The organism is Bacillus sp. FSL R12-0074 (assembly GCF_038005725.1).
In the GTDB taxonomy this organism is placed as follows: Bacteria; Bacillota; Bacilli; order Bacillales; family Bacillaceae_G; genus Bacillus_A; species Bacillus_A mycoides.
Genome location: NZ_JBBOTR010000001.1, coordinates 3352602 through 3377457, shown reverse-complemented (window position 1 = coordinate 3377457; position 24856 = coordinate 3352602). Strand labels below are relative to the sequence as shown.

The 24856-nt window shown below is 36.7% G+C and carries 23 protein-coding genes and 2 pseudogenes; 22 read left to right on the top strand and 3 right to left on the bottom strand.

The annotated features are described in order from the left end of the window. Window positions 1-92: 92 nt before the first annotated feature. Complete coding sequence (locus NSS97_RS17545) at window positions 93-374, top strand: hypothetical protein (RefSeq protein WP_002128376.1); 282 nt, start codon at window positions 93-95, stop codon at window positions 372-374. A 29-nt stretch (window positions 375-403) separates the two neighbouring features. Here the strand turns inward: NSS97_RS17545 and NSS97_RS17540 are convergent, their stop codons facing one another. Continuing rightward, complete coding sequence (locus NSS97_RS17540) at window positions 404-694, bottom strand: DUF3784 domain-containing protein (RefSeq protein WP_107887976.1); 291 nt, start codon at window positions 692-694, stop codon at window positions 404-406. A 124-nt stretch (window positions 695-818) separates the two neighbouring features. Between NSS97_RS17540 and NSS97_RS17535 the strand changes: the two genes are divergently transcribed. From NSS97_RS17535 to NSS97_RS17495, 8 genes are all read left to right on the top strand, one after another. Next, window positions 819-1100, top strand: a complete 282-nt coding sequence (locus NSS97_RS17535; RefSeq protein WP_002087598.1) for a MazG nucleotide pyrophosphohydrolase domain-containing protein — start codon at window positions 819-821, stop codon at window positions 1098-1100. Window positions 1101-1243: 143 nt separating this feature from the next. Continuing rightward, complete coding sequence (gene bla2 / locus NSS97_RS17530) at window positions 1244-2017, top strand: BcII family subclass B1 metallo-beta-lactamase (protein ID WP_044438814.1); 774 nt, start codon at window positions 1244-1246, stop codon at window positions 2015-2017. A gap of 746 nt (window positions 2018-2763) precedes the next feature. After that, window positions 2764-4050, top strand: a complete 1287-nt coding sequence (gene hcp / locus NSS97_RS17525; RefSeq protein WP_044438812.1) for a hydroxylamine reductase — start codon at window positions 2764-2766, stop codon at window positions 4048-4050. 708 nt (window positions 4051-4758) lie between these two features. Further along, window positions 4759-5079 (top strand): PadR family transcriptional regulator, encoded by a 321-nt coding sequence (locus NSS97_RS17520; protein WP_002128372.1) that lies wholly within the window; start codon window positions 4759-4761, stop codon window positions 5077-5079. 75 nt (window positions 5080-5154) lie between these two features. Further along, entirely contained in the window at window positions 5155-5496 is a 342-nt protein-coding gene (locus tag NSS97_RS17515; protein ID WP_002014108.1) for a DUF1048 domain-containing protein, read from the top strand. 168 nt (window positions 5497-5664) lie between these two features. Further along, window positions 5665-6426, top strand: coding sequence for an ABC transporter ATP-binding protein (locus NSS97_RS17510; RefSeq protein ID WP_002128370.1), 762 nt, complete (start codon window positions 5665-5667; stop codon window positions 6424-6426). Next, complete coding sequence (locus tag NSS97_RS17505) at window positions 6427-7176, top strand: ABC transporter permease (RefSeq protein WP_002014105.1); 750 nt, start codon at window positions 6427-6429, stop codon at window positions 7174-7176. Window positions 7177-8332: 1156 nt separating this feature from the next. Then, window positions 8333-9652 (top strand): aromatic amino acid transport family protein, encoded by a 1320-nt coding sequence (locus tag NSS97_RS17495; protein WP_107887977.1) that lies wholly within the window; start codon window positions 8333-8335, stop codon window positions 9650-9652. Window positions 9653-9945: 293 nt separating this feature from the next. On the opposite strand, the gene NSS97_RS17490 is transcribed toward NSS97_RS17495, so the two are convergent. After that, a complete protein-coding gene (locus NSS97_RS17490) occupies window positions 9946-10908 on the bottom strand; it encodes a helix-turn-helix transcriptional regulator (RefSeq protein ID WP_016105538.1) in 963 nt (320 codons plus the stop codon). Window positions 10909-11018: 110 nt separating this feature from the next. On the opposite strand from NSS97_RS17490, the gene NSS97_RS17485 reads away from it, so the two are divergent. The 3 genes from NSS97_RS17485 (at window position 11019) to NSS97_RS17475 (ending at window position 12418) form a co-directional block, all read left to right on the top strand. Continuing rightward, window positions 11019-11498 (top strand): GyrI-like domain-containing protein, encoded by a 480-nt coding sequence (locus tag NSS97_RS17485; protein WP_044438798.1) that lies wholly within the window; start codon window positions 11019-11021, stop codon window positions 11496-11498. Further along, window positions 11485-11994: a hypothetical protein gene (locus NSS97_RS17480; protein ID WP_044438796.1), complete on the top strand. Its 510-nt coding sequence runs from the start codon at window positions 11485-11487 to the stop codon at window positions 11992-11994. The genes NSS97_RS17485 and NSS97_RS17480 overlap by 14 nt, the downstream gene beginning before the upstream one ends. Window positions 11995-12160: 166 nt before the next feature. Next, window positions 12161-12418: a DUF3963 domain-containing protein gene (locus NSS97_RS17475; RefSeq protein ID WP_002128363.1), complete on the top strand. Its 258-nt coding sequence runs from the start codon at window positions 12161-12163 to the stop codon at window positions 12416-12418. Window positions 12419-12516: 98 nt separating this feature from the next. On the opposite strand, the gene NSS97_RS17470 is transcribed toward NSS97_RS17475, so the two are convergent. After that, window positions 12517-12741, bottom strand: coding sequence for a hypothetical protein (locus NSS97_RS17470; RefSeq protein ID WP_044438791.1), 225 nt, complete (start codon window positions 12739-12741; stop codon window positions 12517-12519). Window positions 12742-13117: 376 nt separating this feature from the next. Here NSS97_RS17470 and NSS97_RS17465 point away from each other — a divergent pair. From NSS97_RS17465 to NSS97_RS17420, 10 genes and pseudogenes are all read left to right on the top strand, one after another. Then, a pseudogene (locus tag NSS97_RS17465) lies at window positions 13118-14167 on the top strand (IS4 family transposase); the annotation flags it as partial. Window positions 14168-14680: 513 nt separating this feature from the next. After that, window positions 14681-15985: a group II intron reverse transcriptase/maturase gene (ltrA, locus tag NSS97_RS17460; RefSeq protein WP_061674703.1), complete on the top strand. Its 1305-nt coding sequence runs from the start codon at window positions 14681-14683 to the stop codon at window positions 15983-15985. Window positions 15986-16487: 502 nt separating this feature from the next. Beyond that, window positions 16488-17162, top strand: coding sequence for a response regulator transcription factor (locus tag NSS97_RS17455; protein ID WP_002084315.1), 675 nt, complete (start codon window positions 16488-16490; stop codon window positions 17160-17162). Next, the gene (locus NSS97_RS17450) at window positions 17159-18526 is read left to right on the top strand and encodes a sensor histidine kinase (protein ID WP_044438784.1); all 1368 of its coding nucleotides are present in this window, start codon (window positions 17159-17161) and stop codon (window positions 18524-18526) included. The genes NSS97_RS17455 and NSS97_RS17450 overlap by 4 nt, the downstream gene beginning before the upstream one ends. Before the next feature lie 182 nt (window positions 18527-18708). Beyond that, a complete protein-coding gene (locus tag NSS97_RS17445; protein ID WP_107887979.1) occupies window positions 18709-19689 on the top strand; it encodes an alpha/beta fold hydrolase in 981 nt (326 codons plus the stop codon). 272 nt (window positions 19690-19961) lie between these two features. Further along, window positions 19962-20069, top strand: coding sequence for a YjcZ family sporulation protein (locus NSS97_RS17440; RefSeq protein WP_107888022.1), 108 nt, complete (start codon window positions 19962-19964; stop codon window positions 20067-20069). 510 nt (window positions 20070-20579) lie between these two features. Further along, window positions 20580-21029 (top strand): annotated as a pseudogene (locus NSS97_RS17435) (CPBP family intramembrane glutamic endopeptidase); the annotation flags it as partial. Window positions 21030-21434: 405 nt separating this feature from the next. After that, complete coding sequence (locus NSS97_RS17430) at window positions 21435-21965, top strand: RNA polymerase sigma factor SigX (protein WP_002016748.1); 531 nt, start codon at window positions 21435-21437, stop codon at window positions 21963-21965. Window positions 21966-21968: 3 nt separating this feature from the next. Beyond that, complete coding sequence (locus NSS97_RS17425; RefSeq protein WP_044438778.1) at window positions 21969-22946, top strand: DUF4179 domain-containing protein; 978 nt, start codon at window positions 21969-21971, stop codon at window positions 22944-22946. 800 nt (window positions 22947-23746) lie between these two features. Beyond that, the gene (locus NSS97_RS17420; RefSeq protein WP_002190239.1) at window positions 23747-24184 is read left to right on the top strand and encodes an NUDIX hydrolase; all 438 of its coding nucleotides are present in this window, start codon (window positions 23747-23749) and stop codon (window positions 24182-24184) included. Window positions 24185-24856: the final 672 nt, after the last annotated feature.

Sequence of the window (24856 nt, the reverse complement as noted above, 5' to 3'; positions counted from 1 at the left end):
TGTTGTATATTACTATTATACATTAAATGTGTCCTGTGGTAAAAATTACATAAGTTACTTAAATAAAACAATGCTAGTGAGGAGGAACAGTCTTGGAATTTTGGATTGTCATACCGATAGCGGCCTTTGGATTTATGTATCTCGCTGAAAAATTAAATAAAATCGAAAAGAAAACAGATACGCGTTTAAAGAGGATGGAAGATAGATTACAATTAATTTCGAAAGAAATGGGAATTGTAGATAGAGAACCTGAAATTAATAAAGAATTACGCCAGCTTGTGGAAGAAGGAAAAACAGTTACAGCAATTAAGAGAGTAAGAGAGGCTTTTGGATTTTCATTGTTAGAAGCGAAGCAATATGTTGATAAGTTATGAAAAAGATCATCCATTTGGATGATCTTTTTTTACTGAACCATACGTGTACTTACATATGCGGCTATTATGACGTGTCCAATAATAATGATGGGAAATATAATTTTAACATTAGGAGTAATGAAGACACTGCCAATTGTGGCGATAACACCAGCACTTAAATTATAAAGACCAACTATTTTTGATAACTTCACTTTATCAGGCACACGGCGTTCATTGAATCCTGATAAGAGCCAAGTGTATTGTTTTACTCCGATGAAATAAGCTAATGCAAATGAAATGATTGCTAGTATGAATAATGATGGGGAAGCGAAGAGAGTCATTGAGAACACCTCCGTTAAAGGGTTATAAATAAATTATAGTATGAATGTTATAATTTAACAAAATACATTTTTGATTTTAAGTGTAATAGAAAAATGGAGTATTTGTGATGAGGGGAGATTAAGTATGAATATTGTGGAATTCCAGAGATATGTATTAAATTTCAGTAAAGAAAAAGGATTTCAAGATACAACAATTGAAGAGCGTACGATGTATGTGATGGCGGAATTAGGTGAATTAGCGGAAGTTATATTAAAGCGTGATAAAATACAAGATTCGAAAAGAGAGATTGGTTTAGAAATGTTTGATGTAATTTGGAATGTATGTGATTTAGCAAACAAGTTAGAAATTGATTTAGAGAAGGCGTTTGAAGAAAAAATGATGATTAATAAAAAACGTGAATGGTAAAAGAAAAGTTAAAAAGCGCACAAAATTTTGTGCGCTTTTTATTAATGGTATGAAAAATATGTAAAAAAAGATGGAACAAACATTTGAGACGAATTGTCTAATATAGGTAATAACTATTTAGTTTGAAAGAAAGGGTGGAGAAAATGAAAAAGAATACATTATTAAAAGTAGGGGTATGTGTTAGTTTACTAGGAACAATTCAATTTGTTAGCACAATTTCTTCTGTGAAAGCGGAACAAAAGCTAGAGCAAAAAGTAATAAAGAATGAGACAGGAACTATTTCAATTTCTCAGTTAAACAAAAATGTATGGGTTCATACTGAGTTAGGTTATTTTAATGGAGTAGCAGTTCCTTCGAACGGTCTAGTTCTTAACACTTCTAAAGGGTTAGTGCTTGTCGATTCTTCTTGGGATGATAAGTTAACGAAGGAACTAATAGAGATGGTAGAAAAGAAATTTAAGAAGCGCGTAACGGATGTTATTATTACACATGCGCACGCTGATCGAATTGGCGGAATTAAAACGTTGAAAGAAAGAGGCATTAAAGCGCATAGTACAGTACTAACTGCGGAACTAGCAAAGAAAAATGGATATGAAGAGCCACTTGGAGACTTACAAACAATTACGAATATGAAGTTTGGAAATATAAAAGTAGAAACGTTCTATCCAGGGAAAGGGCATACAGAAGATAATATTGTCGTATGGTTACCGCAATACAACATTTTAGCTGGAGGCTGTTTAGTGAAATCTGCGGAAGCTAAAGATTTAGGAAACGTTGCTGATGCATATGTAAATGAATGGTCGATATCGGTTGAGAATGTATTGAAGCGATATGGAAATACGAACTTAGTAGTGCCTGGTCATGGAGAAGTAGGGGACAGAGGATTACTTTTACATACATTGGATTTGTTGAAATAAGAAACAAGAAATAAAGTAATAATGAAGCGAATTGTAGATTTAAGAAATTTTTGGAATACAAAAGAGAGGAGAAAACTATTTCCTCCTCTTTTTCTTTTAACTATATTGAAATGCCGAAGCTATTGATTACGCCTAAATATGTTACTGAGATTTTAATTCTAAATATACAAATACTAGTACCGTCATAATTGCTATAATAACGTAAGTAACATCAAGCATTATAAGTGTCTTTAATGTTTCAGTCATCCTAATTCACCCCTGTTATAAAAATATAACATGACCTCTTATCAATTAAATAAGAGATCATAAAGATAACAATGTACATGAAATTTCTTAAGTAGTTTCTATAAAAATATATCATATAAATAATGTAAAAAATGTTAAGATGGTGTAAATGTATTGTAAATAAAGAGGTTTCCTATAAAATCTTTAATCAAAAAATTGATAGTTCTTCAAAATGAAAAAACGCTATTCTTTCTGTTGAATGATAGAAAGAATAGTGTTTTTGTATGCTTATTAGTTGCTAATATCACTAATAGTTCTCTAAATCAATGATTTAGCTATTTGAAAGCATCAACAAAGTTGTCCATTTTTCTGTATGTTTTTTTGATGTCAATAAAAATATTATGTCGACAATATGAACTGTCACAAATTTATATATATTATTGTGATTGATATCACATCCCTTTTCCTCAATGGGTATTATGCTTAATTTGTAATGAATGATTGGGAGAGGGTGGGATGATATGTTTTGTTATCAATGTGAACAAACGCCAACAGGCGGATGTAAAGTGATGGGTGTTTGTGGTAAGAATGAAACAATTGCAAGTTTACAAGATACGATTGTGTTTGGATTAAAAGGAATAGCGGCTTATCGTACGCATGCTGCGCAGCTAGGGTATACAGATGCATTTGTAGATGCTACAACTCAAGAAGCGCTATATATGACATTAACAAATTCTAACTTTAATGAACAAGAACATATTCATATGGCTATGAAAGTAGGGAAATCGGCTTTACGAGTAATGGAGTTATTAGATGAGGCACATACGAATCACTTTGGTGTTCCGGAGCCTGTTCAAATTACGCAGAACCATGTAGAAGGTAAGGCAATTGTAGTTACTGGTCATAATTTATTTGCATTAGAAGAGTTATTAAAGCAAACAGAAGGAAAAGAAATTAATATTTATACGCATTCTGAAATGCTACCAGCACACGGATATCCACAACTGAAAAAATATAAACATTTAAAAGGAAACATTGGTAAGGCATGGTACGATCAACGACGACTTTTCGAAAAATTCACTGGTGCCATATTAGCTACAACGAACTGTGTTATGCCAATTAAAGGATCATACTCTAATCGATTCTTTTCATATGATATTGCAGGCTTAGAGGGCGTACAAAAAATTGAAAATGACGATTTTACACCAGTGATTCAAAAAGCGCTAGAACTTCCAGAAGTACATATGGAGTCGGATGAACAGTTAGTAACAGGGTTTCATCATAATACAGTATTATCATTAGCTCCAGAAATTATTAATGCAGTAAAAGAAGGAAAGATTAAGCGTTTCTTTGTCATCGCAGGTTGTGATGCTCCGGGAAAAGGCGGAGAATATTATCGTGAATTAGCAACGTCGCTTCCGCCAGAAACGGTTATTTTAACAACTTCTTGCGGGAAATTCCGTTTTAATGATGTGAGTTATGGTGTTGTACCTGGTACGGAGATTCCGCGTTACATTGATTTAGGACAATGCAATAATTCAATTTCTACAGTGAAAATAGCGGGCGCTTTAGCAGATGCTTTCCAATGTGAAGTGAATGAATTGCCAGTAAGTATTGTCTTATCATGGTTTGAACAAAAAGCGGTTGCTATTTTACTTGGGCTATTTAGTCTTGGAATTCAAGATATTCGCATTGGTCCAAAGGCGCCTGAATTTATTTCACCTGGCGTGCTTGATGTATTACAAGAGACATTCGGTTTAAAACTAATTACAACCGCAGCAGAAGACATGAATATGATGTTATCGTAACAAAAAGGATGTCCTATATGTAGAGTTGACTTTATAAAGAGTTTGTATGTATTCGCAAGCTCATGTATTAGATGCACAGGTGCATTAGTAGAAGAACAAAAAAATGATCCGTCTTTTTAATAAGGAGAGCTATCCACATTCATTAACTTCGGAATATTATAACGCCCAAAATAAAAATGCGGAATTTTTGTTTTGGGTATTTCCTTTTCTTAGCTGGATAGGTATGTGGTGAGATTTCTTAAGAAGAAAATAGGCAGTATCCAATAGATAATAGCGGATTTAAGAAAAAATTTAAAAATCGAGTTGACATTCTATCTACATAGTCATACAATGTAGTGGTAATGAGTAATACTGAATAGCGTAGTTTTTAAAAATATATTCAGTATCCAAGAGGTAAAAGCGGATTTAAGAAAAAATTTAAAAATCGAGTTGACATCCCATCTACTTAGTCATACAATGTAGTGGTAATGAGTAATACTGAATAGCGTAGTTTTTAAAAATATATTCAGTATCCAAGAGGTAAAAGCGGATTTAAGAAAAAATTTAAAAATCGAGTTGACATTCCATCTACTTAGTCATACAATGTAGTTGTAATAAGTAATACTGAATAGTGAGGTTTCTCAAAAGCTATTCAGTAAAAATTAGCCTTAGTACTCTGTGATACTGAATATAAGTCAGACAGAATAGGGGGTAAAGGAGGATCAGAATATGGAAAATTTAACTGAAATGCTGAAAGGTTCGCTGGAAGGATGTGTTCTGGAAATCATTAGCCGCCGTGAAACTTATGGCTATGAGATTACCCGCCACCTTAATGAGCTTGGGTTTACTGAAGTCGTGGAAGGAACGGTCTATACCATCCTTGTGCGATTAGAGAAGAAAAAACTTGTGAATATTGAAAAGAAACCGTCAGACATGGGGCCGCCTCGCAAGTTTTATTCACTAAATGAGGATGGCCGTCAGGAGCTTGAATTGTTTTGGAGAAAATGGGATTTTGTATCATCAAAAATTAACGTCTTGAAGTCAAACTAGCCTCATAAGATTAAATATTCGGCCGATATTTTGGGAGTTTCTTGTTCTGCTTTATAAAAAAGGAGGAAAAATAATATGTTGGAAATGTTCAAAAAATTAATTGGTGATAAAAAAGAGTACAAAATGATGATGGCACGGGTTGGAGCTCTGCCAGAGGACTATCAGTTTGTGTTTAAGAAAATTCAAAACTACATGTGGAATTTCTCAGCTGGTAACGGGATGGATATGCTACACATACAGTATGAATTAATCGATTTGTTTGAAGCCGGTGCGGCGGAAGGCAGACAAGTGCTTGAAATCACTGGGGAGGACGTGGCATCCTTTGCTGACGAACTAGTGGCAAATGCTAAAACTTATGTTTCCAAGTATCGTGAAGATTTGAATGAAAGTATCATGAAACAATTGAGAAAAAAATAAATGCAACAGGTAATACCGACTGATTAGCTGGTTACAAATGTGAATTGACGCCATTGCTATTCAGTTATATTTTTAAATCAGTACTAAGTAATACAGATTATCAGTAATACTAAATAGAGGGTGTAGGCAGTCTATCTTTACAAAACATTTTTTAAGGAGGAAAAAAGCATGACCAATACAGCGATTTCTGTAAAAGGATTAAAAAAATCCTTTAAAGATAAGGAAGTGTTAAAAGGGGTAGATTTTGAAGTGCAGCGTGGCTCCATTTTCGCACTGCTGGGCTCAAATGGAGCGGGCAAGACGACGATAGTCAATATCCTCTCGACGCTGATGAAGCAAGATGGCGGCGAAGTAGGTATTTGTGGTTTTGACGTTCAGCGTCAACCGGATCATGTTCGTCAAAGTATTAGTCTGACAGGGCAGTTTGCAGCTTTAGACGGAATGCTCACGGGGAGAGAAAACTTGATAATGATTGCCAATTTGCGTGGAGTTTCTAGTCCTGCTCAAGTCGCTGATAATTTGCTTGCAAGATTTAGCCTGACTGATGCAGCCAACCAGAGGGCAGACCAGTATTCAGGTGGGATGAAGCGCCGGCTTGACATCGCGATGAGTTTGATTGGGGCGCCAGCAGTCATTTTTCTCGATGAACCGACGACAGGGCTTGACCCCGAAGCGCGGATTGAAGTGTGGGATACCGTCAAGGAACTTGCCGGCGGCGGCACAACTATCTTGCTCACGACCCAGTACCTCGAGGAAGCCGAACAACTGGCGGACCGTATCGCTATCTTGCATGGCGGAAAAATTATTACGACTGGTACTCTTACAGAACTTAAAGAGATGTTCCCGCCAACAAAAGTGGAGTATATCGAGAAGCAGCCGACATTGGAAGAAATTTTCCTTGCGATCATTGGCAAAAAGGAGGAGATGTAAATGAAGAGCAAAACAGGGGTATTATTAGGGCGTTTAATGCGCAACATTATGCGCAGTCCGGATACAATTATTACGGTAGCGATTACGCCGATTATGATGATGCTGTTGTTTGTCTACGTATTTGGCGGCGCCATAAAGACAGGAACGGATAACTACGTCAATTATTTATTGCCGGGAATCTTGCTGATGGCTATCGCATCCGGTGTCGCTTACACTTCCGTACGGTTGTTTACGGATGTAAAGAGCGGGCTGATGGCACGTTTCATTACTATGCCTATCAAGCGTTCGTCGGTATTATGGGCTCACGTATTAACATCACTTGTTGCTAATGTGCTTACTATCGTGGTGGTTATTCTTGTTGCGCTCTTAATGGGCTTCCGTTCCAGTGCTAATATTCTGGATTGGCTCGCGGTAGCTGGAATACTCGGGATGTTTACGCTGGCGCTGACATGGTTGGCTATCATTCCTGGGTTGACAGCGAAGTCTATGGAAGGGGCGACAGCCTACTCGTACCCACTAATTTTTCTGCCCTTTATTAGTTCGGCCTTTGTTCCTACCGAAACTATGCCAAAAATTGTTCGTGCGTTCGCTGAAAACCAGCCTGTGACTTCAATCGTGAATGCGATTCGTGCCCTCTTATATGAAGGGACTGTTGGCAACGATATTTGGATTGCACTTGCTTGGTGTGTGGGCATTATGGTTATCGCTTACTTCTTCGCCGGCAAAGCATTTAAACGTCAGTTAGGGTAACACCACCAGTTTGGTGCACAATGGCAACTAAACCTTCTGGAATAATATATATATGGGAAAATGGATTTAAATCACATTAATCTTAGTTATTGCTATAATTGTTAGTATTCTTACTGGTTATGCAGTTGGTACGTAAGTAGGCTCAGACGTTGAGAAAAAGCAGACTGAGAGAGTTAAAAGGGAAGAGATAATATTTTGACCTCAATTCTAATTGCCATATAATAAATGCAATTTTTATACATGAAAAGCCCACCTATTTCCGTAGGTGGGCTATATCTTTACTACACAATTCGAAAGTATACTCTCTTTTTCTAAATATGTAATTATGCATATTTAGAAAAAACTACACTTAATAAATATTACATATAGTAAATGGAAACTTATGGTGTAATTCTTTTAACAGGCTTAACATGATAACCATTATATAAGGTGCGTAGGCTCCTTTGGAAAAGTTCTTCTTTTCTGAAAAATGAATATTAATTCGTTATATGTAATAAAAATTCAAAGGGATAATTTTATGTTTTCTAAATTTATTCCTTTACATCAATGTGTATTATTTATTACAACAGCTTCATGTCAAAGATAAGATGTGAAAGCAAAGGGAAATATAAGTATCTTTATAACGAGTTCCTAATATAATCAATGTGTTAACGAAAGGAACTCTGTATTATGTTTACTTTTCTATTAACTAATACAGCTTCAAAAAATAGACACAATTGCTACATACCAATTGTAATTTATTATCTATTCATAATTCTGTTTATTCTGTCTTTCTAAAAATAAAAAAATATTAGACTTGCAAATATAAACGTTATAATGAGGGCGTCGAGAGGTAACCGATTACCTACGAAGAAAATATCAAACATTTTAAAATTGGACAGACTGAAACGATTAATTACAGAAAGGTGTGTGACCAGAAGGGGAATTTCTTCAAAATAGTTTAGCAGCAGCGGACATCGTATTAGCTGGTGTAAACAATATCATCAATGGTAAGTATAGGGTTGGAGGATAAATGCCTCGCACATTAAGAGAGACAGCTTTAGGTGGAATCGTTTACAATATGGCGCATCTAGTAAGCGGTACATTTTTTAAGAATGGTCTATATTCTTAAGCCTAAAAAGAGACGTAAGAATAGGATACAAGGGGGATTTATTATATGAATGGGAATACTGCAAAAAAAATAGAATTTCAAGCTGAAAATAATGCAGTGAAAAATGAGAAATATCTAGATCCTAAAAAGTGGCATAAACAAGATACTACCTGGGCATTGAGCCTTTTTGGAACAGCAATTGGAGCAGGAGTACTCTTTTTACCTATTAATGCCGGTTCAGGTGGTTTATTATCATTACTGTTAATTACGATACTTGCATTTCCTGTTATGTATTACTCACATAGGGCACTTGCTAAAATGATATACGCTTCCAATTCTGCTGATGAGGGGATTACAGGCACAATAAGAGAGTATTTTGGCAATAAGGCAAGTATAATTTTTAACATAGTATATTTCGTCTCAATTTATACGATCGTACTGATGTATTCGGTTGCACTTACAAATACTGCAAGTAGTTTTATCGTGCATCAATTGCACATGCCGGAGCCTCCAAGGGCCATTTTATCACTTGTATTAGTACTCGGTCTTATCGCTATACTAAATTTCGGTCAAGATATCACTGTAAAGATAATGAGCATGCTAGTATATCCTTTCATAGCTTCTTTACTGTTTATCTCAATATCTTTAATTCCACAGTGGAATACGTCAATGCTTAGTTTCTCAAGTGCGTCTACTGCTTCAACAGGAACAGGGTATTTTGGAGTGATATTGATGATACTACCAATCATCGTATTCTCGTTCAATCATTCTCCTATGATTTCGTCATTCGTTATGAAACAGAGAGCTACGTATGGAATAGAAGCTACTGATGCCAAGTGTGCTCAAATACAAAAAGTTTGCTATATCATGACATTCGCTGTTGTTATGTTCTTTGTTTGGAGCAGTACTTTAAGTTTGACTCCAGATGATCTTAAGATGGCAAAAGAACAGAACTTGTCAATCCTATCATATCTTGCTAATGAGCTTAATTCGCCTGTAATCACTATTGCAGCTCCTATCATTGCTTTTGTGGCTATTACAAAGTCTTTCCTTGGCCATTATGTAGGAGCGTATGAGGTAATGCGTGACATGATTATGAAGTCCGGTAAAAAACGCGGGAAAGATATAGGAGAAAAAACAGTTCAGACAATGATTCTTACTTTTGTCGTATTAACATGCTGGTATGTTGCTTATGCAAATCCAAGTATTCTTGGAATCATTGATGCTCTTAGCGGTCCATTAGTTGCTGCGATCTTATGTCTATTACCAATGTATGCGATTCGTAAAGTACCAGTACTGGCTAAATACAGAGGGAAAATGAGCAATGTGTTTGTCATTATTGTAGGTATACTTACTGTCCTAGCAAGTATTAAGTCATTATTCTAATTCGCTATTGTTAGTTCAAGTGCTAAAATAGCGGGATATGAAAAATGAATGAAAGAGATTATGGAGAAGATAAATCCAAATTCGAATTTAGAACAAGTAATTTAATGAGGGTTAAACTCTAATATGAAAAGACATGAACAAAGATTAGTTCATGTCTTTTTTTGTGTTGGCGTTATTCTTAGAAGAGCGTTTCAAGTAGCGGTAGCGAATAAAATGTTTTTACTAGGTATTTAAATAGAGGTAACTGGCATCTAGTCAAACTCAATATTATTTTGAGTTTAACTGACCACTGCTTATGGGCAGTATAAACATAATCTCTCTTTTAAACCTTCTAACACTTCTTCAGGAACTTCCCTGATTTTGATATCTTTACCTAGGAAAAGTAGCCAATTTGTTATTTCTATCAATTCATCGAGATTATTAACATTGATAAAAGTTTTTAGAATGGCTGTGGATTGGTAAGGATTTGTATAGGAAATAGAAATTTTTATAGGATGGTATTTTTTGAACTGGGTAATCGCTTTTGGACCAAGTTCAAGTACAAGGTTGATTGCTTCGTCCTTCTTACTTAGTTTTTCTGAAATTTTTTTCTTACTTAATCTATTTTTCGTCGTATAGGGTTCGACATTAATGAGATGATCGACAAGAAACATCTTCTTTTTTTCTTCTTTTATGTCAAAGCCTTCAATTATCCAATGGCTTTTTTCTTGATAAAGGTGTAGTAGATAAATTGGATAAGACTTGGTTTCCTCCTCTTCTTTTACGGTAATCAATAAATGGCTATCCAAAAGAAGGATTTGGATGAGTTTTTCTAACATAGGATGGGGGAGGTCGGAAAGCTCAAGTAGGTCAGGATTATGAGGGTTAGTCCCTTCAAAAAGCAAGATTTGATTTAAAAGAACAAGGTCATCCTGCTGGATTTCTGAGATGAGTCCTAGTAATTTTTCGGCTAAAGACTGACGACTCTTTAGATAGGGAAGTTGTTGATTTCTTGTGGCCATAAAGGCAATAAAAAGAGCTTTGACCTCATTATCAGTAAAGCGAACAACGGGCAGGATAGAGTTATGCATGACAAAATATCCTCCATCCCTGCCAACTTCAGCGACGAGCGGCATCCCCATGGCTTCAATTTCTCTAATGTCTCTAATAGCTGTCGATCGTGAGATGTTAAATTCTCGTATGATTTCAGAAATTGTAAAGTGGGAGCGGTTGTTAATGTACCGCATGATCGTATTAATCCGTTCAACTTTTTTCATGTTGGTCTCCTAAACAGTATCATTTTTTGACATGATTTAAAGATATTATAAACTCATCAAGTGAAAAGATAAATCGTTTGATTAATTTAAAAGTGAGGAAGGTTTTAAATATGAAAAATTATACAATAGAAGAAAAAGATAGCTTTATCGTGTTAGGTATTGGAACTGAACTTAAGAGCCACTATACAGACTTTGCGGGCATAAACAAGGAAAAGGCAGACTTTTGGCTGGCCGTCGAACAAGATGGAAGGTTGGACACTTTAAAAGCTTTAGCTACAAATGATTACATTTTTTCTGTGAGTGAAGCGGTGAATAACAAGATGATGTATTACGCTGGTGTCATGACAGAGGCAACGATACAAGAAGAATCTAGAGTTATCCAGTTTCCGAGGGGAGAATACCTAGTAGTTAAAGGTGAAGGCAATACAGCTGAGGAGCTAAGTAATAAGCTTACTGGTATTGCATTTGGTCAAGCATTAGCAGAAGTAAAAGATTTTGCCTATGTTGGTGGGCCAAATACAACAGTTGAGATGGGGCAGCGAAACGGCTCAGTATTTGGTGAAATATGGATTCCAGTTGTTAGGAAGTAAAGTATTAAAAGGAGAGATGGAATTGTCCGATATCGTTGATTTTAAAAACGTAACTACAGCTGGCATGGAGTCTTCACCTGTAGCAGAAGCACTTGCTGGTTTACGTGCTCATGAAGCACGTTACTTTATGAATAAATACAAGCATGAATTTACGGTTGTACCAGCTAGTGAAAGCGAGAAGACTCTTGATTATGTGAACCGCATTTTGAAAGAAGAACGTGATATTGAGTTTGCGGCAAAACCTTTAGAAACATCGTGTTTTCAAGTGGGAAATATTAAATTTGCCTATGTCTTCTATGAGGATGGTCTTGCAGTCAACGTCATGTATACGCTGGATAACCCAAAGAAGCGGGCTGTTGGATTTAAGCTTTCTGAGGGAATGGAGATACCAACGGAGTTAGTAGAGAAGTTTAAGTTTGCTAGACAGAAGTCTAAACTTGCTGGAACAATTCGAGGTTCGTTTTTTGTAATTAAAGGAGAATATATTGCAAGTTGAAGAATCAGTCATTTGTTGTATTGAGTTATTCTTTTAAAAGGTGCGATTAAGGCTAACAATCTTAAATTGTTAGCCTTTTTTTACATAAGTATAATATTCATAGTCTGCTACACACTACGTTCAGATAAAATAAAACGAAAGGAAATTACTGTAGAGTGGTGGTGGCGTGAGCAAAAAAAGGCTATTTGAGTTATTCTTAGTAACTTTTGCTTTACTATTCCTTCATGTAAGCACATTTACTAATGAAAAATTGAATGATAAATTTGGTAACTTTACCTTCTTTGTTGTATTTCTCATGTTTTATATCAACGTTGCATTTATAGAACGGTATTTTGATGATATACAAAAGTGGATTCGAAATATCACATTTCTTCTTGCCTTGTTAGTAGTAACTTTAATATCACTATGGATAGGTTACTTTTAAAGCCTTGTGATTAAGGAAATTTTGTTTTGTTATCTTTCCTTAACAACAAACAAGACGCCAACCAGATCATGGTAGCGCCTACGATAAGTACTATTGGTTTAATCATTAACAAGTATATCTGGACCCTTTTTCAACATATACGAGAAACCCGAAATAAATACGATACTAAATATAATAATGGAAGACCACATATTAAAATGAAATTCTTTACCTACAACTAAATAGTAGATGTTATGGACAAAGAAATTAGCACCTATGATAATCCCACCTAACATTGAACTAATTACAAGACTGAGTAAATAAAATTTGAGCTTCTGAAACATTTCCTCTCTACTCCTTTTCTAAAATCAACTTTATCCAGGATGTTTTAGAAAATTATACCATTTATTTTTCTAATAACCTTAAATCTATAATATATTTAAGGTTATTTTAAGAGAAGAAGAATTGCCTACCAAAATGTCCATTTCGAGGTTTCACCAATATGCCCATCAAGCTAATGAAACTAGTATCCCAAAAACAAAAAATGTATATTTTCATCTGGAGATGCCAATTTTCTCGTTTTGGGGATACTATAAAATTTTAGGTTGATAGCCATGTGGTGCTACCCCATCGCTATCAAGCTAATAAAAAGAAATGCCCCCTAGAATGAAAAAATACGCTATTCTTTCTGTAGAATCATAGGAAAGGATGGCGTTTTTTATGTCTGTTTCTGTGTCTGACGAATTACAACTATTTGCTCAAGAGATTCAAAGTTTTTTATCTCCAAATACCTTACGGGATCTTGCTAGAGATGTTGGTTTTGTACAACGAACCAGTAAGTACCAAGCAAAAGATTTAGTCGCTTTATGTGTATGGGTGAGCCAAAATGTAGCTATGACTTCTTTAACTCAGTTATCTAGCTGTTTAGAAGCATCAACAGCAGTGCTTATCAGTCCTGAAGGACTGAATCAACGATTTAATAAGGCGGCCGTCCAACTTTTACAACACATACTAGCTGAACTACTAAACCAAAAACTGATCTCATCTATGCCGATTTCTTCTCCATATACTTCTGTTTTCAAGCGTATTCGTATTTTAGATTCAACTGCATTTCAACTCCCGGATGTATTTTCATCGGTTTATCCAGGTGCAGGAGGATGCAGCCATACAGCTGGGATAAAAATTCAACTTGAGTATGATTTGTTAAGTGGACAGTTCCTACATATTCATACAGGTCCAGGTAAACAACATGATCGCACTTACGGCTCTCTGTGTGCCCCAACTGTGACAGCGAATGATTTATGTATCCGAGATTTAGGTTATTTTCATTTAAAAGACCTTCAATATATACAAGATAACGAGGCCTACTATATCTCTCGTATCAAGTCAAATACACGTATTTATCAAAAAAATCCTAACCCTGATTATTTTCAAGATGGAAGAATTAAGAAAGGTACAGAGTATATACAGATAGATATGGAGACGTTAATGAACTCCCTTCAACCAGGACAAACATGTGAAATAGCTGATGCTTATGTAGGAATGATTGATAAAGTGCCAGCTCGTGTAATTGTTCATCGATTAACAAAACAACAGCAACAAAAACGATTACAAGATCAAGCTGTAAGAGAAAAAAAGAAAGGAATGAAGTATTCTCCTCGTAGTAAACGACTCAGTGGTATCAATGTATATATGACAAACACCCCTACAGATATTGTCCCGATGGGACAGGTACATGACTGGTATTCTTTGCGTTGGCAAATCGGCGTGTCCAGATAAGGACACATTATCTAGTTGGTGAAAGTCCAATCGGGAGAATAGACTCCACTCCCGTAGCCTGAGAGGCGCCATGAAGTGAAAGCGACACGGCGAAGCCCTCTGACATCACATGCAAAAGGCATGTGGGCAAATCTCCAGGTTGTAACGTACAGTGAACGTAGACGTAGCCTCGTTACACGCAATTCCGGTGGCTGAGACGGTCGATAACGTGCGAAAGCAGCAAGAACTGACCGAAACGAGTCTGGAACGGCAGTTCTCACCGGCGGGGTATCAGCGGCGACATGGAGAGAAAGATAATGTGGAAACTGGAGAAGCCCTCGACACCCGATGAAGAAACCTCATCGAGGAGACCGTCTCTATAACCGCGATCGGGAAGTGAGAACGGTAGGTGTCAGGGTGGCGGAACGGATCGTAGTACCAGAGATCTGCGTGCAGCAAAACGCGCGGGGAGGGAAGGGTCCGAACCTGTAAATATTTCGTACGACCAAAGGAGGCAAGGGTGCCATGATAAAAACACCTATTACTTTGCAGGAACTAAGGCGACGAATCTATCAAAAGGCGAAGTCTGAACCTACGCATCGGTTTTGGGGAATATTTTCCCACATTACCAAAATAACAACCCTTCATGAAGCATATCAGCAAGCGAGGAAAAACAACGGTGCCCCAGGCATCGACGGGAAAAGTTTCGCTGATATAGAGCTAGAGGGAGTTATGCCGTTTTTAAAGAATATCCAAGCAGAACTACAGGCTGGAACATATCAACCACAAGCTAATCGTAAAGTAGAAATCCCAAAAGAAAACGGAAAAATGCGGACACTACAAATCCCGTGTATACGGGACCGCGTGGTCCAAGGAGCGCTAAAACTCATATTGGAAGCCATCTTTGAAGCTGATTTCTGTTCAAATTCCTACGGATTCCGACCAAAACGCTCTCCACATCAAGCACTGGCAGAAGTGCGACGTAGCATATTGCGCCGGATGACTGTAGTAATCGATGTTGACCTGTCACGCTACTTTGATACAATTCGACACCACATACTTTTGGAGAAAATTGCAAAGCGTGTCCAAGATTCGCAAGTTATGCACCTTGTAAAACAGGTAATCAAGGTGACAGGAAAGATTGGTGTCCCGCAAGGGGGACCATTTTCTCCCCTAGCCGCAAACATCTACCTCAATGAAGTAGATTGGACATTTGATGCCATTCGACGTAAGACAACAGAAAACCATTACGAGGCTGTAAACTATCACCGTTTTGCTGATGATATAGTTATCACTGTAAGCGGACACTCTAGTAAACGTGGATGGGCTGAATTGGCATTGCGACGACTGTGGGAACAATTAAAGCCTTTGGGAGTTGAACTGAATCTGGAGAAGACCCGAGTGGTTAATGTTTTAAAAGGAGAATCCTTCGGATTCCTAGGATTTGATTTGAGGCGAGTACTTAATCGAAATAAGAGTAGATACTTTGTTCTTATTACCCCGAAGAAGAAAGCCTGTACGAAAGTGAAAGCAAAAATCCGAGAATTAATCAGAAACGCAGGCGCCAAGCCTGCACAAGATTTAGTAAAACAAATCAATACTGTACTGATTGGATGGGTGAATTACTTCCGGGTTGGGAATTCTAGTCGAGCTTTTAGTAAAGTACGAGACTATACAGAGATGAAAGTCCGTACGTTATTGACGAGAAGGAAACGGCGACAAAAGCGTAGCATTGGATGGCAGAGATGGAGTAATGAATATCTCTATGGTGTACTAGGACTCTACTGGAACTGGAAAGTTCGTCCTCTCGAAAGCTCGGGAAGATATTGATAAAAGTGTCTGCCATCTGATAGGTCTCATAACCCTTTTGATGAAGTTTATGGGGTGAGCTGCTTGAGGGAAAACTTCACGAGCAGTTCTTATGGGGAGGGGCTGGAGACGGGTCATAACTGATACCGCGCCAGTTCTTTACCCGACAATCATTTTTCCGCTGGATTTAGCTGAATTTGAACGTTCCTGTATTGTTTGGCACAACATCCAATGCGTTGTTCAGTCAGTTATTCACAGCTATAATTGCCTATGCTTTGCTGAAATTTCTTCGTGCACAAGGCCAAAAGACAAAATAAACGCTTGTCATTTGCAGGTTTCACATGCCTGTTTCTTTGTGAAGCCTTGTCAATTGAGTGGCAAATTAGTTTGAAAGAAACACTTGAATTCTACAGGTCGATAAATCAAGAAACTGTATTACTTTGGTTAATCAACATACGTGTTAATTTATAGTATAATGATTGCTCGAAATAATGCGGTGGAAAACAGGGAAAAGAGGGAACCGATGCCTACTATACTAGTTGCTGACGACGATGCGAACATTCGCGAACTCGTCTGTTTATTTCTACGCAACGACGGATTCGCAACAGCTGAAGCAGCGGACGGCAAGGAAGCACTGGCCGTCTACATCTCAACGAATGTCGATCTTGTCGTACTTGACATTATGATGCCGATTATGGATGGTTGGACGTTAAGCAAGGAGCTCCGAAGAGCCAATCCTGATTTACCTTTACTTATGCTGACTGCGAGAGGAGAAACATGGGAGAAAGTGAAAGGTTTCGAACTTGGGACGGACGATTATTTAACCAAACCATTCGATCCGTTAGAGTTGACGGTTCGTGTTAGGGCACTACTCAAACGATACAAGATTGGCTCCACGCAGAAGATCCATTTCGGGAACGTCATCCTTGATCGACAGACCTATAAGGTGATGAACGGGACGGAGTCGCTTAAGTTGCCGCTAAAGGAGTTCGAATTGCTGTATAAGCTCGCTGGAACACCCGGACAAGTCTATACGCGCGTGCAGTTGATCGATCAGATTTGGGGTATCGATTACGCCGGAGATGATCGAACGGTAGACGTACATATTAAACGGCTGCGTGAACGGTTCGCGACAACACCCGATTTTCGGATCGAAACGGTGCGCGGGCTTGGGTATCGGCTTGAGGTTTATGAATGATCAGATCCTTATATATACGTGTTGTCCTGACATTTTTAGTCTCCATCATCGGGGGCACGATCATTTCTTTTTTGGTGTCAACTTGGATATTCGAAGATAAATTGAACGAAAACGCTCAAATCAACTCACGTAACTTTGGCCAAGACATCGTCCGGATTTACAAGACCTTTCCGTTACGTGAAGCGGACTTGTTCGTAAGTGAAATGAAGCAGCTCGATTCTTATTATATTCGAATTTACGAAGCAACGGGTCAGTTCAAGTCTTACGGTAAACTTCACGGACACAAACCTGCGCCTGTGACGATGGAGCAACTAAAGAAAGTATTAGATGGAGGTGTTGTTCAGGACACTCCTAATGGTATTGCCACGGTCCTCTTAGGGTTGCCGTTGAAAACGGAAATGGGAACGAAAGCGATATTTTTGGAAGCGCTCGCCCCTCCTTCAGCCTCTTTTGTCACAAAGTGGGCATTGGTCTTTGCAACATGTTCGTTGATTGCAGGAAGCTTATTGATTCTAGTTGCCTCTGTATTCCTGGTAAGACCGATAAAAAAGCTGACAAAAGCGACCAAGCGGATAGCATCTGGAGATTTCAACGTCAAGTTGAATATTAAGCAAACGAGTGAGCTGGGTACTTTGGCTCGCAGCTTCGAAGAAATGATGCACGATCTGCAGCAACTTGAGCAGATGCGCAGGGAATTCGTAACGAACGTGTCGCACGAGGTTCAGTCTCCGCTCACTTCGATATCCGGTTATGCTCTAGTGCTTAAGCAAGTTGACCTTTCAGAATACGAACGAAGCCGTTATCTTGATATTATCATCGCTGAAGCGAAAAGGATGTCCAAAATGAGCGATAACCTGCTAAAGCTGAGTTTTCTTGAATCGCAGTCAAAGCAACTGCGGCTCGTCACGTTCAGCCTCGATGAACAAATCCGACGGATAATCGTGGCGCTCCAGCCACAATGGTCTGCTCGCGATATACGTTTCGAGCTTGATTTACAGACAGTTAAAGTAACGGCTGATCATGACCTGTTAAATCAGGTATGGACGAATATCCTCAGAAATAGCATCAAATTTTCCGAGGATGCCGGCGTGATTAACGTAAGCATCAAACAAGATATCAAAAACGTAACAATCCTAATATCCGACACTGGTATTGGTATTCACCTTGACGACCAGAAGCGTATATTCGAGCGTTTTTTTAAGGCCGATCGTTCCCACAGTCGTAAGTATGACGGAAGTGGTATGGGACTTGCTATCGTTAAACAGATCGTGTCGCTTCATCAAGGTGACATCCGAGTGAAAAGTGAACCTGGTCAAGGAACGACCTTCATTGTCACCTTGCCAATCACTACACCAACAGATTAGTTAGATTCATTCTCTATGCTACGACTCATATGCAAGCTTACTTGCATATAGAGCCGTAGCATTTTTTTTGGCAGTTCATATTCAGTTCATATTGTCGTCATGGTGAGTACATCTTCATTGGTTAAGTTTTCATTACAGGCACATGAAGGAAGGCAAACAGATTAGGACAGGAGAAGATGAAAGTGACACAACAAGAGGAGAAGAAAACGCTGAGGGGAATGAAAATAAAGAAAGTGCGAAACATCTTACTTAAAATCATAGGAGCAATCGTTCTAGCCATTGTACTTTTTTTAGGTATTGTTTATATCATAAATGTGATGAGTAGTCATTCGGAGCAAAAACGAATAGTGCCCTACGGGCAGCACGTATCTGTAGACGGGAGAAACATGAATGTGTTAATTCAAGGCGAGGGCGAGGAAACGATCGTGCTCCTGCCTGGTTATGGAACAGCTACTCCAGGGCTTGATTTTAAGCTTCTTATCGATGAATTATCTCCATTTTACAAAGTTGTTGCGGTAGAGCCTTTCGGTTATGGATTAAGTGATGAAACTGTAAAAGAGCGAACCACGGAGAATATGGTAAGTGAAGTTCATGAAGCTCTACAGCAGCTTAATATTAACAGATACATGCTCATGGGCCACTCCATTACAGGCATTTATGGAATTGATTATGTGAACAAATATCCAAACGAGGTGACTGCATTTGTCGGAATCGATAGCAGTGTTGCAACACAACCGGGTATGGATATCAATTTCCCATTAAAAACGTTTGCATATCTCAAAAAATCAGGTCTCTTAAGATTGGCTATGAAAATCAGTGCTGACCCCTATGCTGGACTGGAATTTGATGAAAAAACCGTAGAGCAAATGAAAATGATTTCGAATAAAAACATGTATAATGACACAACCTTGAATGAGATGGATCATATTTCGTCTAATTTTAAAGGGGCTCAAGGTTTAATCTTCCCTAAATATCTTCCACTTCTTCTCTTTGTACAAGCGAATAATGAAGATGTAGCAGGATGGATACCTCTGCATGAAGGGCAGATCAAAGACTCGGTACATGGAAAAGTAGTAACCATGGATGGATCACATTATTTACACCATACCAAATTCAAAGAAATCGCTGAAAACGTTAGACTATTTATGAAAGAAGTAAAGTAAGTGTTCAGAGAAAGGTTCATTCGTTATTTTATGCATTTGTCTACAGTCTGCAAGACCATCATTTCGATGGTCTTTTTTATGTCCAAACAGTTGTATATTTCCAAACCAAGATTATACTTTCGCCTGAAAGACATTGGGTTTCATTTTCATATTAACTAACGAGGCAGGTGTGCGGCCGAGCCTAGGTCGTATCATATAACGGGTGGGATTCCCGTCGAGTAAGAACTAGCCATTCGCTCGTAGCGAGTCTTGGAGGGCTAAAGGTAACTTTAATCTTTAAGCGTAGACAGTTAGGTGGCGGATTTGCTTTACTGATCGTTCTATTCATCCTGTTAATCATTATAGGATGTAGTTGTTGGGGCGGCGGATTCGGTTACTAAAAAAGGGGCACTCATAAGAGTGTCTTTTTTCTCAATATAAGAACTCTAAGAATATGATATTATTTTAATGCAAATTCCCGTTTGTGCAATGAGATAGTAATGCCCAACAAAAAACCCACCTATTTCCGTAGGTGGGCCTTATCTTTATTACACAATATCAAAGTATACTCTCTTTTTCTCGTAAATTTTATGTAATTATACATATTTGTAAAAATTACATAAAATAAATATTACATGTAGTAAAATATAAATTGTGGACACGTTCTATAAAGCTGATTCTCCGATTAGAAGGCGTAACACATCTCAACCATATAGGTGTGGTGTGGCGTTGCTTTAATCTAGCCAAACAAACGATCTCGATTCTCTTGTATTTGTACACTAACAATCTGTTGAAAATAAATGATTCTGTTTTATAGGACGTGTTTACTTAATGTCCAATACATATTATTAAATTAAAGTGGTTCAAGTCGGAGGAAGGCACCTTAGGGTGTCTTTTCTTTATGGGGTCTCACCACATCGGTATCTGACTTATTTTTTATGTTTATCATGCAATTTTTTGTTGTTGCATTTACTGAGGAAATCTTTTTTCGTGGATTTATGCTCAAAATGTTGTTTTCAAAGGGGATAAAAAAATCAGTTTTGATTTCAAGTTTTTTGTTTGGTATCACCCATTTATTACAACTAATTGGTGGGCAGTCTATTGAAGATACCATTTTACAAATCATATATGCATTTTTAGTTGGACTTGTTCTGTCCTTACTTATCGTAATTAAGCAATCAATTATTATCACCATTACTTTCCACGCTTTTAATAATTTCTTTAATTTTATGGGGAATGTTCAAGCCTCGTCGCTTTTTGTATATATTATTATTGCAATTTTATTCTTCTACACCATATATTTATGGAAACGTGCTAATAAAAAAGAGTGTATTCGACAGGAAATAAATATAGCAGTTTGAGTTGTGATATTACCTTTTCAGTATAGAGGGCAGCCTGGTACCACAATATTACCTTTAAAGGGGCTTGCTGCATGCTCATCAACTTAAGAGATTAATTGTTCCCCTAAAATGAAAAAATACGTTATTCTTTCTGTAGAATCATAGGAAAGGATGGCGTTTTTTTCATTCTAGGGGGGCATTTCTTTTTATTAGCTTGATAGCGATGTGGCGGTACTCCATTAATAGAAAATTACTGCAAGAGTTATAGTTTTATGTTTTCATTTCCCTTTTGGCATTTATCTTTTAATCAGATGAATGCTTTTTTTAGTACATAATAAAAAAATAACCAGAAAAACTGTCACAAAATCCGTTTTTCTGGTTTCTCTATAATACAGGCATCAAATTGAAAGTGAGGTTTAAACTAACATGTTAACCATAGAAAATGAAGAAAGTCATGCTTCTGATATGCCTTTTGAAGATTTATTTAAGCAGTACTATGCTTATGCTGTGAAACAGATTATATGGATTGTTAAAGATCAATCTATCGCTGAAGAGTTAGCACAAGAAGTGTTTTTACAATTATATCGTAGCGACTGGAAAGTAATTGAAAACATACCTGGATGGTTGATTAAATCTTCTACTTATGTAGCTTATAACCATTTGCGATCTGAAAAAAGGCAACAAGCGAAGATTGATAAAGAAATACAATACCATGAAGTACAAAATGTTTCATCATTAGACGATGATTGGATAAGAAAAGAAGAAATTACAAAGGTACAAACGATACTAAATAAAATGAATGATCGAGAACGAACCCTTTTACTAATGAAATTCTCTGGTTTTCAATATAAAGAAATTGCAGAAATACTTCAAATTGAAATATCTTCTATTGGAACATTATTGGTCCGAGCCAAAATGAAATTTCGTAAGATTTATAAACAAATGGAGGAGGCATAACAAATGAAATGTTATGATATCGGATTTATTCAAACATATATTGATGGAGAACTTTCTCATGATATAAGAAAGGAATTCACAAAGCACCTAGATACATGTGAAGCATGCCAAGATTTATTAGTAGAAATCAGTAAATTAAATCAATGGGAAAACGTAATGCTAGATGAAGAATCTGCAAATTCACCACAAGAAATCAAAATTGATATAGAACAAGCATGGAAAAAATTTGAAAGTCGTTCCAAGCTAGACAATGTTTCTAATATAAATCACAAAAAACAACAGAAGAAGGGACTCTTTACAAACATGAGTAAAAAATCAAAACGTTTCATGTATACAGCAGTAGCTGCAGCAGCACTTTTCACAACAGCAATGATTCCACAAGTACAAGTAGCGGCTACAAATGTTGCCTCATATTTTTCTGATGCAATTACAAATGATAAAGTTGTAAATGAAGGAATACAAGATGAAAATGGTGTCACACAAGATATGATGAAGAATGGTAAATATATTCCTATTGATGAAAAAATTACAGATCAAGGTATTACTGTACATTTCAAAGAATTATATATCGCAGATTCACGTATATCAGTTCATTATAGAATGGAAAAAGCTGACGGAAGTTTAGTACCATTTGAATTTGATACATCAGGATTAGAGCTCGAAAGTGATGGTAAAATTAATGGGCAACAAGAGGAAAACCCTGAGATTAAACATGAAGGGAGACTATCATTTATCCATGATTCAGATGACCGTCTTCCTTTTGAACTTATGGCAGCAGGTAAAAAATTAAATGATGTAGGTATTCGTGATAATGATAAACCCGAAGGTGTTGCTACATTTGTTATAGTTTCTGAGGGAAAAGACGATTTTAAACAGCCCCTTACTTTAGATGTAAATATAAATAGAATTGGAAAAGTAATTGGATCTTGGAAAGGTGAAATTCAAATTGATACTTCACATCTGAAAAATAATACTAATTAAAATGAAAAAAAGAATAGAACAATATGTATCTAATGCTCAGTTTATATGTTTTCTTGTTTTCGTTACATTTATTTCTTATATAGTGTTTACTCTATCTTTTATTTATGATTTAAGTTTATAACCTTAAATCAATCATTTAAGATCATTACAAGAAAAACCTCCCTAAAAAAGTAGGAAAATAAATAACCGGTCCCTTAACGTATAAGGAATCGGTTATTTTGTATCTAAAATGTGTCTAAACTTACAATTTTCTTTTTTGATATGGTGCCCCTATAGAGAAAGAATTTTTTCGTTTAGGGGGTACTTCAAAACCTTAACTTGATGGCGATGGGGTCCCGCCAACATAACGCGAATTTCGTACGCTAAGGAACTTTTTATTTAAAAAACTTGGTTTTCCGTACATTAAGAGTGTTCCATAAACGGTATTTGATGTTTGATATAAAACTTTGTTTTTGGTAATGAGTTTTTGAACTGAATTTTAAACATATTTCAGTCAGTTTTGATAGATATAAATAAAGTTCCTTAAACGACCGTTTTAGGGACTATTTGGACTGGTTAGTCAACATGTGATACCGCCAGCATTTCGAAAAAAAACACGCTAAGCAAATTAAATAAGAAATAAGCAGGTTTTTATCACGTTAAGAGTAAACCTATTTATGAAAAATAAAATCCTTAAAAAATGGAGAGCCGATACCATAAACCTGCATTATTAATGTAGAATTTTGATGTTGGCTCTTTATTTACTAAAATAGCAAGTTAGTGAATAAATTGTTCATATTTTTTCGAGAGGAGGTTAAGCAATGAGAGCGCCGTATCAAGTATTGATATTTCCTTATATAAAAACTGATGATTCCATTCAATATGGCATTTTTAATCGAAGTGATTATGGTTATTGGCAAGGAATAGCTGGTGGTGGAGAAGATGGTGAGACTCCTATTGAATCAGCAAAACGGGAAGCGTTTGAAGAGGCTGGTATTATAAGAGAATGTCCATATATAAAACTAGATTCTGTGTCTTCACTACCAGTAGAGGATGTAGTTGGTGAATTTCTTTGGGGAGAAGATGTTTATGTAATAAAAGAATTTTCTTTTGGAGTTAAAGTTCCTACAAAAAATATTAAATTATCTAAAGAACACTTCAAGTATAAATGGTTGTGCTTTGAGGAAGCCGTAACGCTTTTAAAATGGGATAGTAACAAAACAGCTTTGAGGGAATTAAACAAAAGGCTGTTAAAATAATTTAAGTGTTAGTTAACAAAGCCGATAATAGAAATCACACATTAAACATATATTTATACGCGTTGTTACTACACGCTAAGGAATAGTAATAAAAAGATGATGCCGATAAAACTATATAAAAACCAAAAGAATCCTAAGATGGGGAATGTTTTATGAAAATTAAGCATGGTAAACCTCCTTGGATATATAAAGGATTATAATACATCGTTGGTCTATTTAGAATACTAACCATGAATTGGATGGCATTAGGCATGGTTAAACTAATAGAAATGATACATTAAACGTATTTAATGAGTCTGATAGGTATAAAGATAATTGATAATCATACAATGATATGGAGGGCCTTTTCTAACGTGTTAGTTACCTCAACGTATATGTATCTCTTGGCGCCTGGGCGAGGGTGCTTTTTTATTGCACATTATGATATGGACAAGCATAATATTATGTAACAGGACGAGTTCTTCGTGTCCTATTCAATGCTCAGGATAAACCCCAATTCACATTGAGAGCACCAATAGCGAGGGTACTCTCTTTTTATTGAATCTACATTTATTTTTATGCCTAATGAATTCGCTAAGTGGATACTATTTCATGTAAAATGGTGATTTAATTTATATTCTGGATAGATTTTTTGCGAAATATGTAACTAGAGCCGTATTTAAATTGAAATAT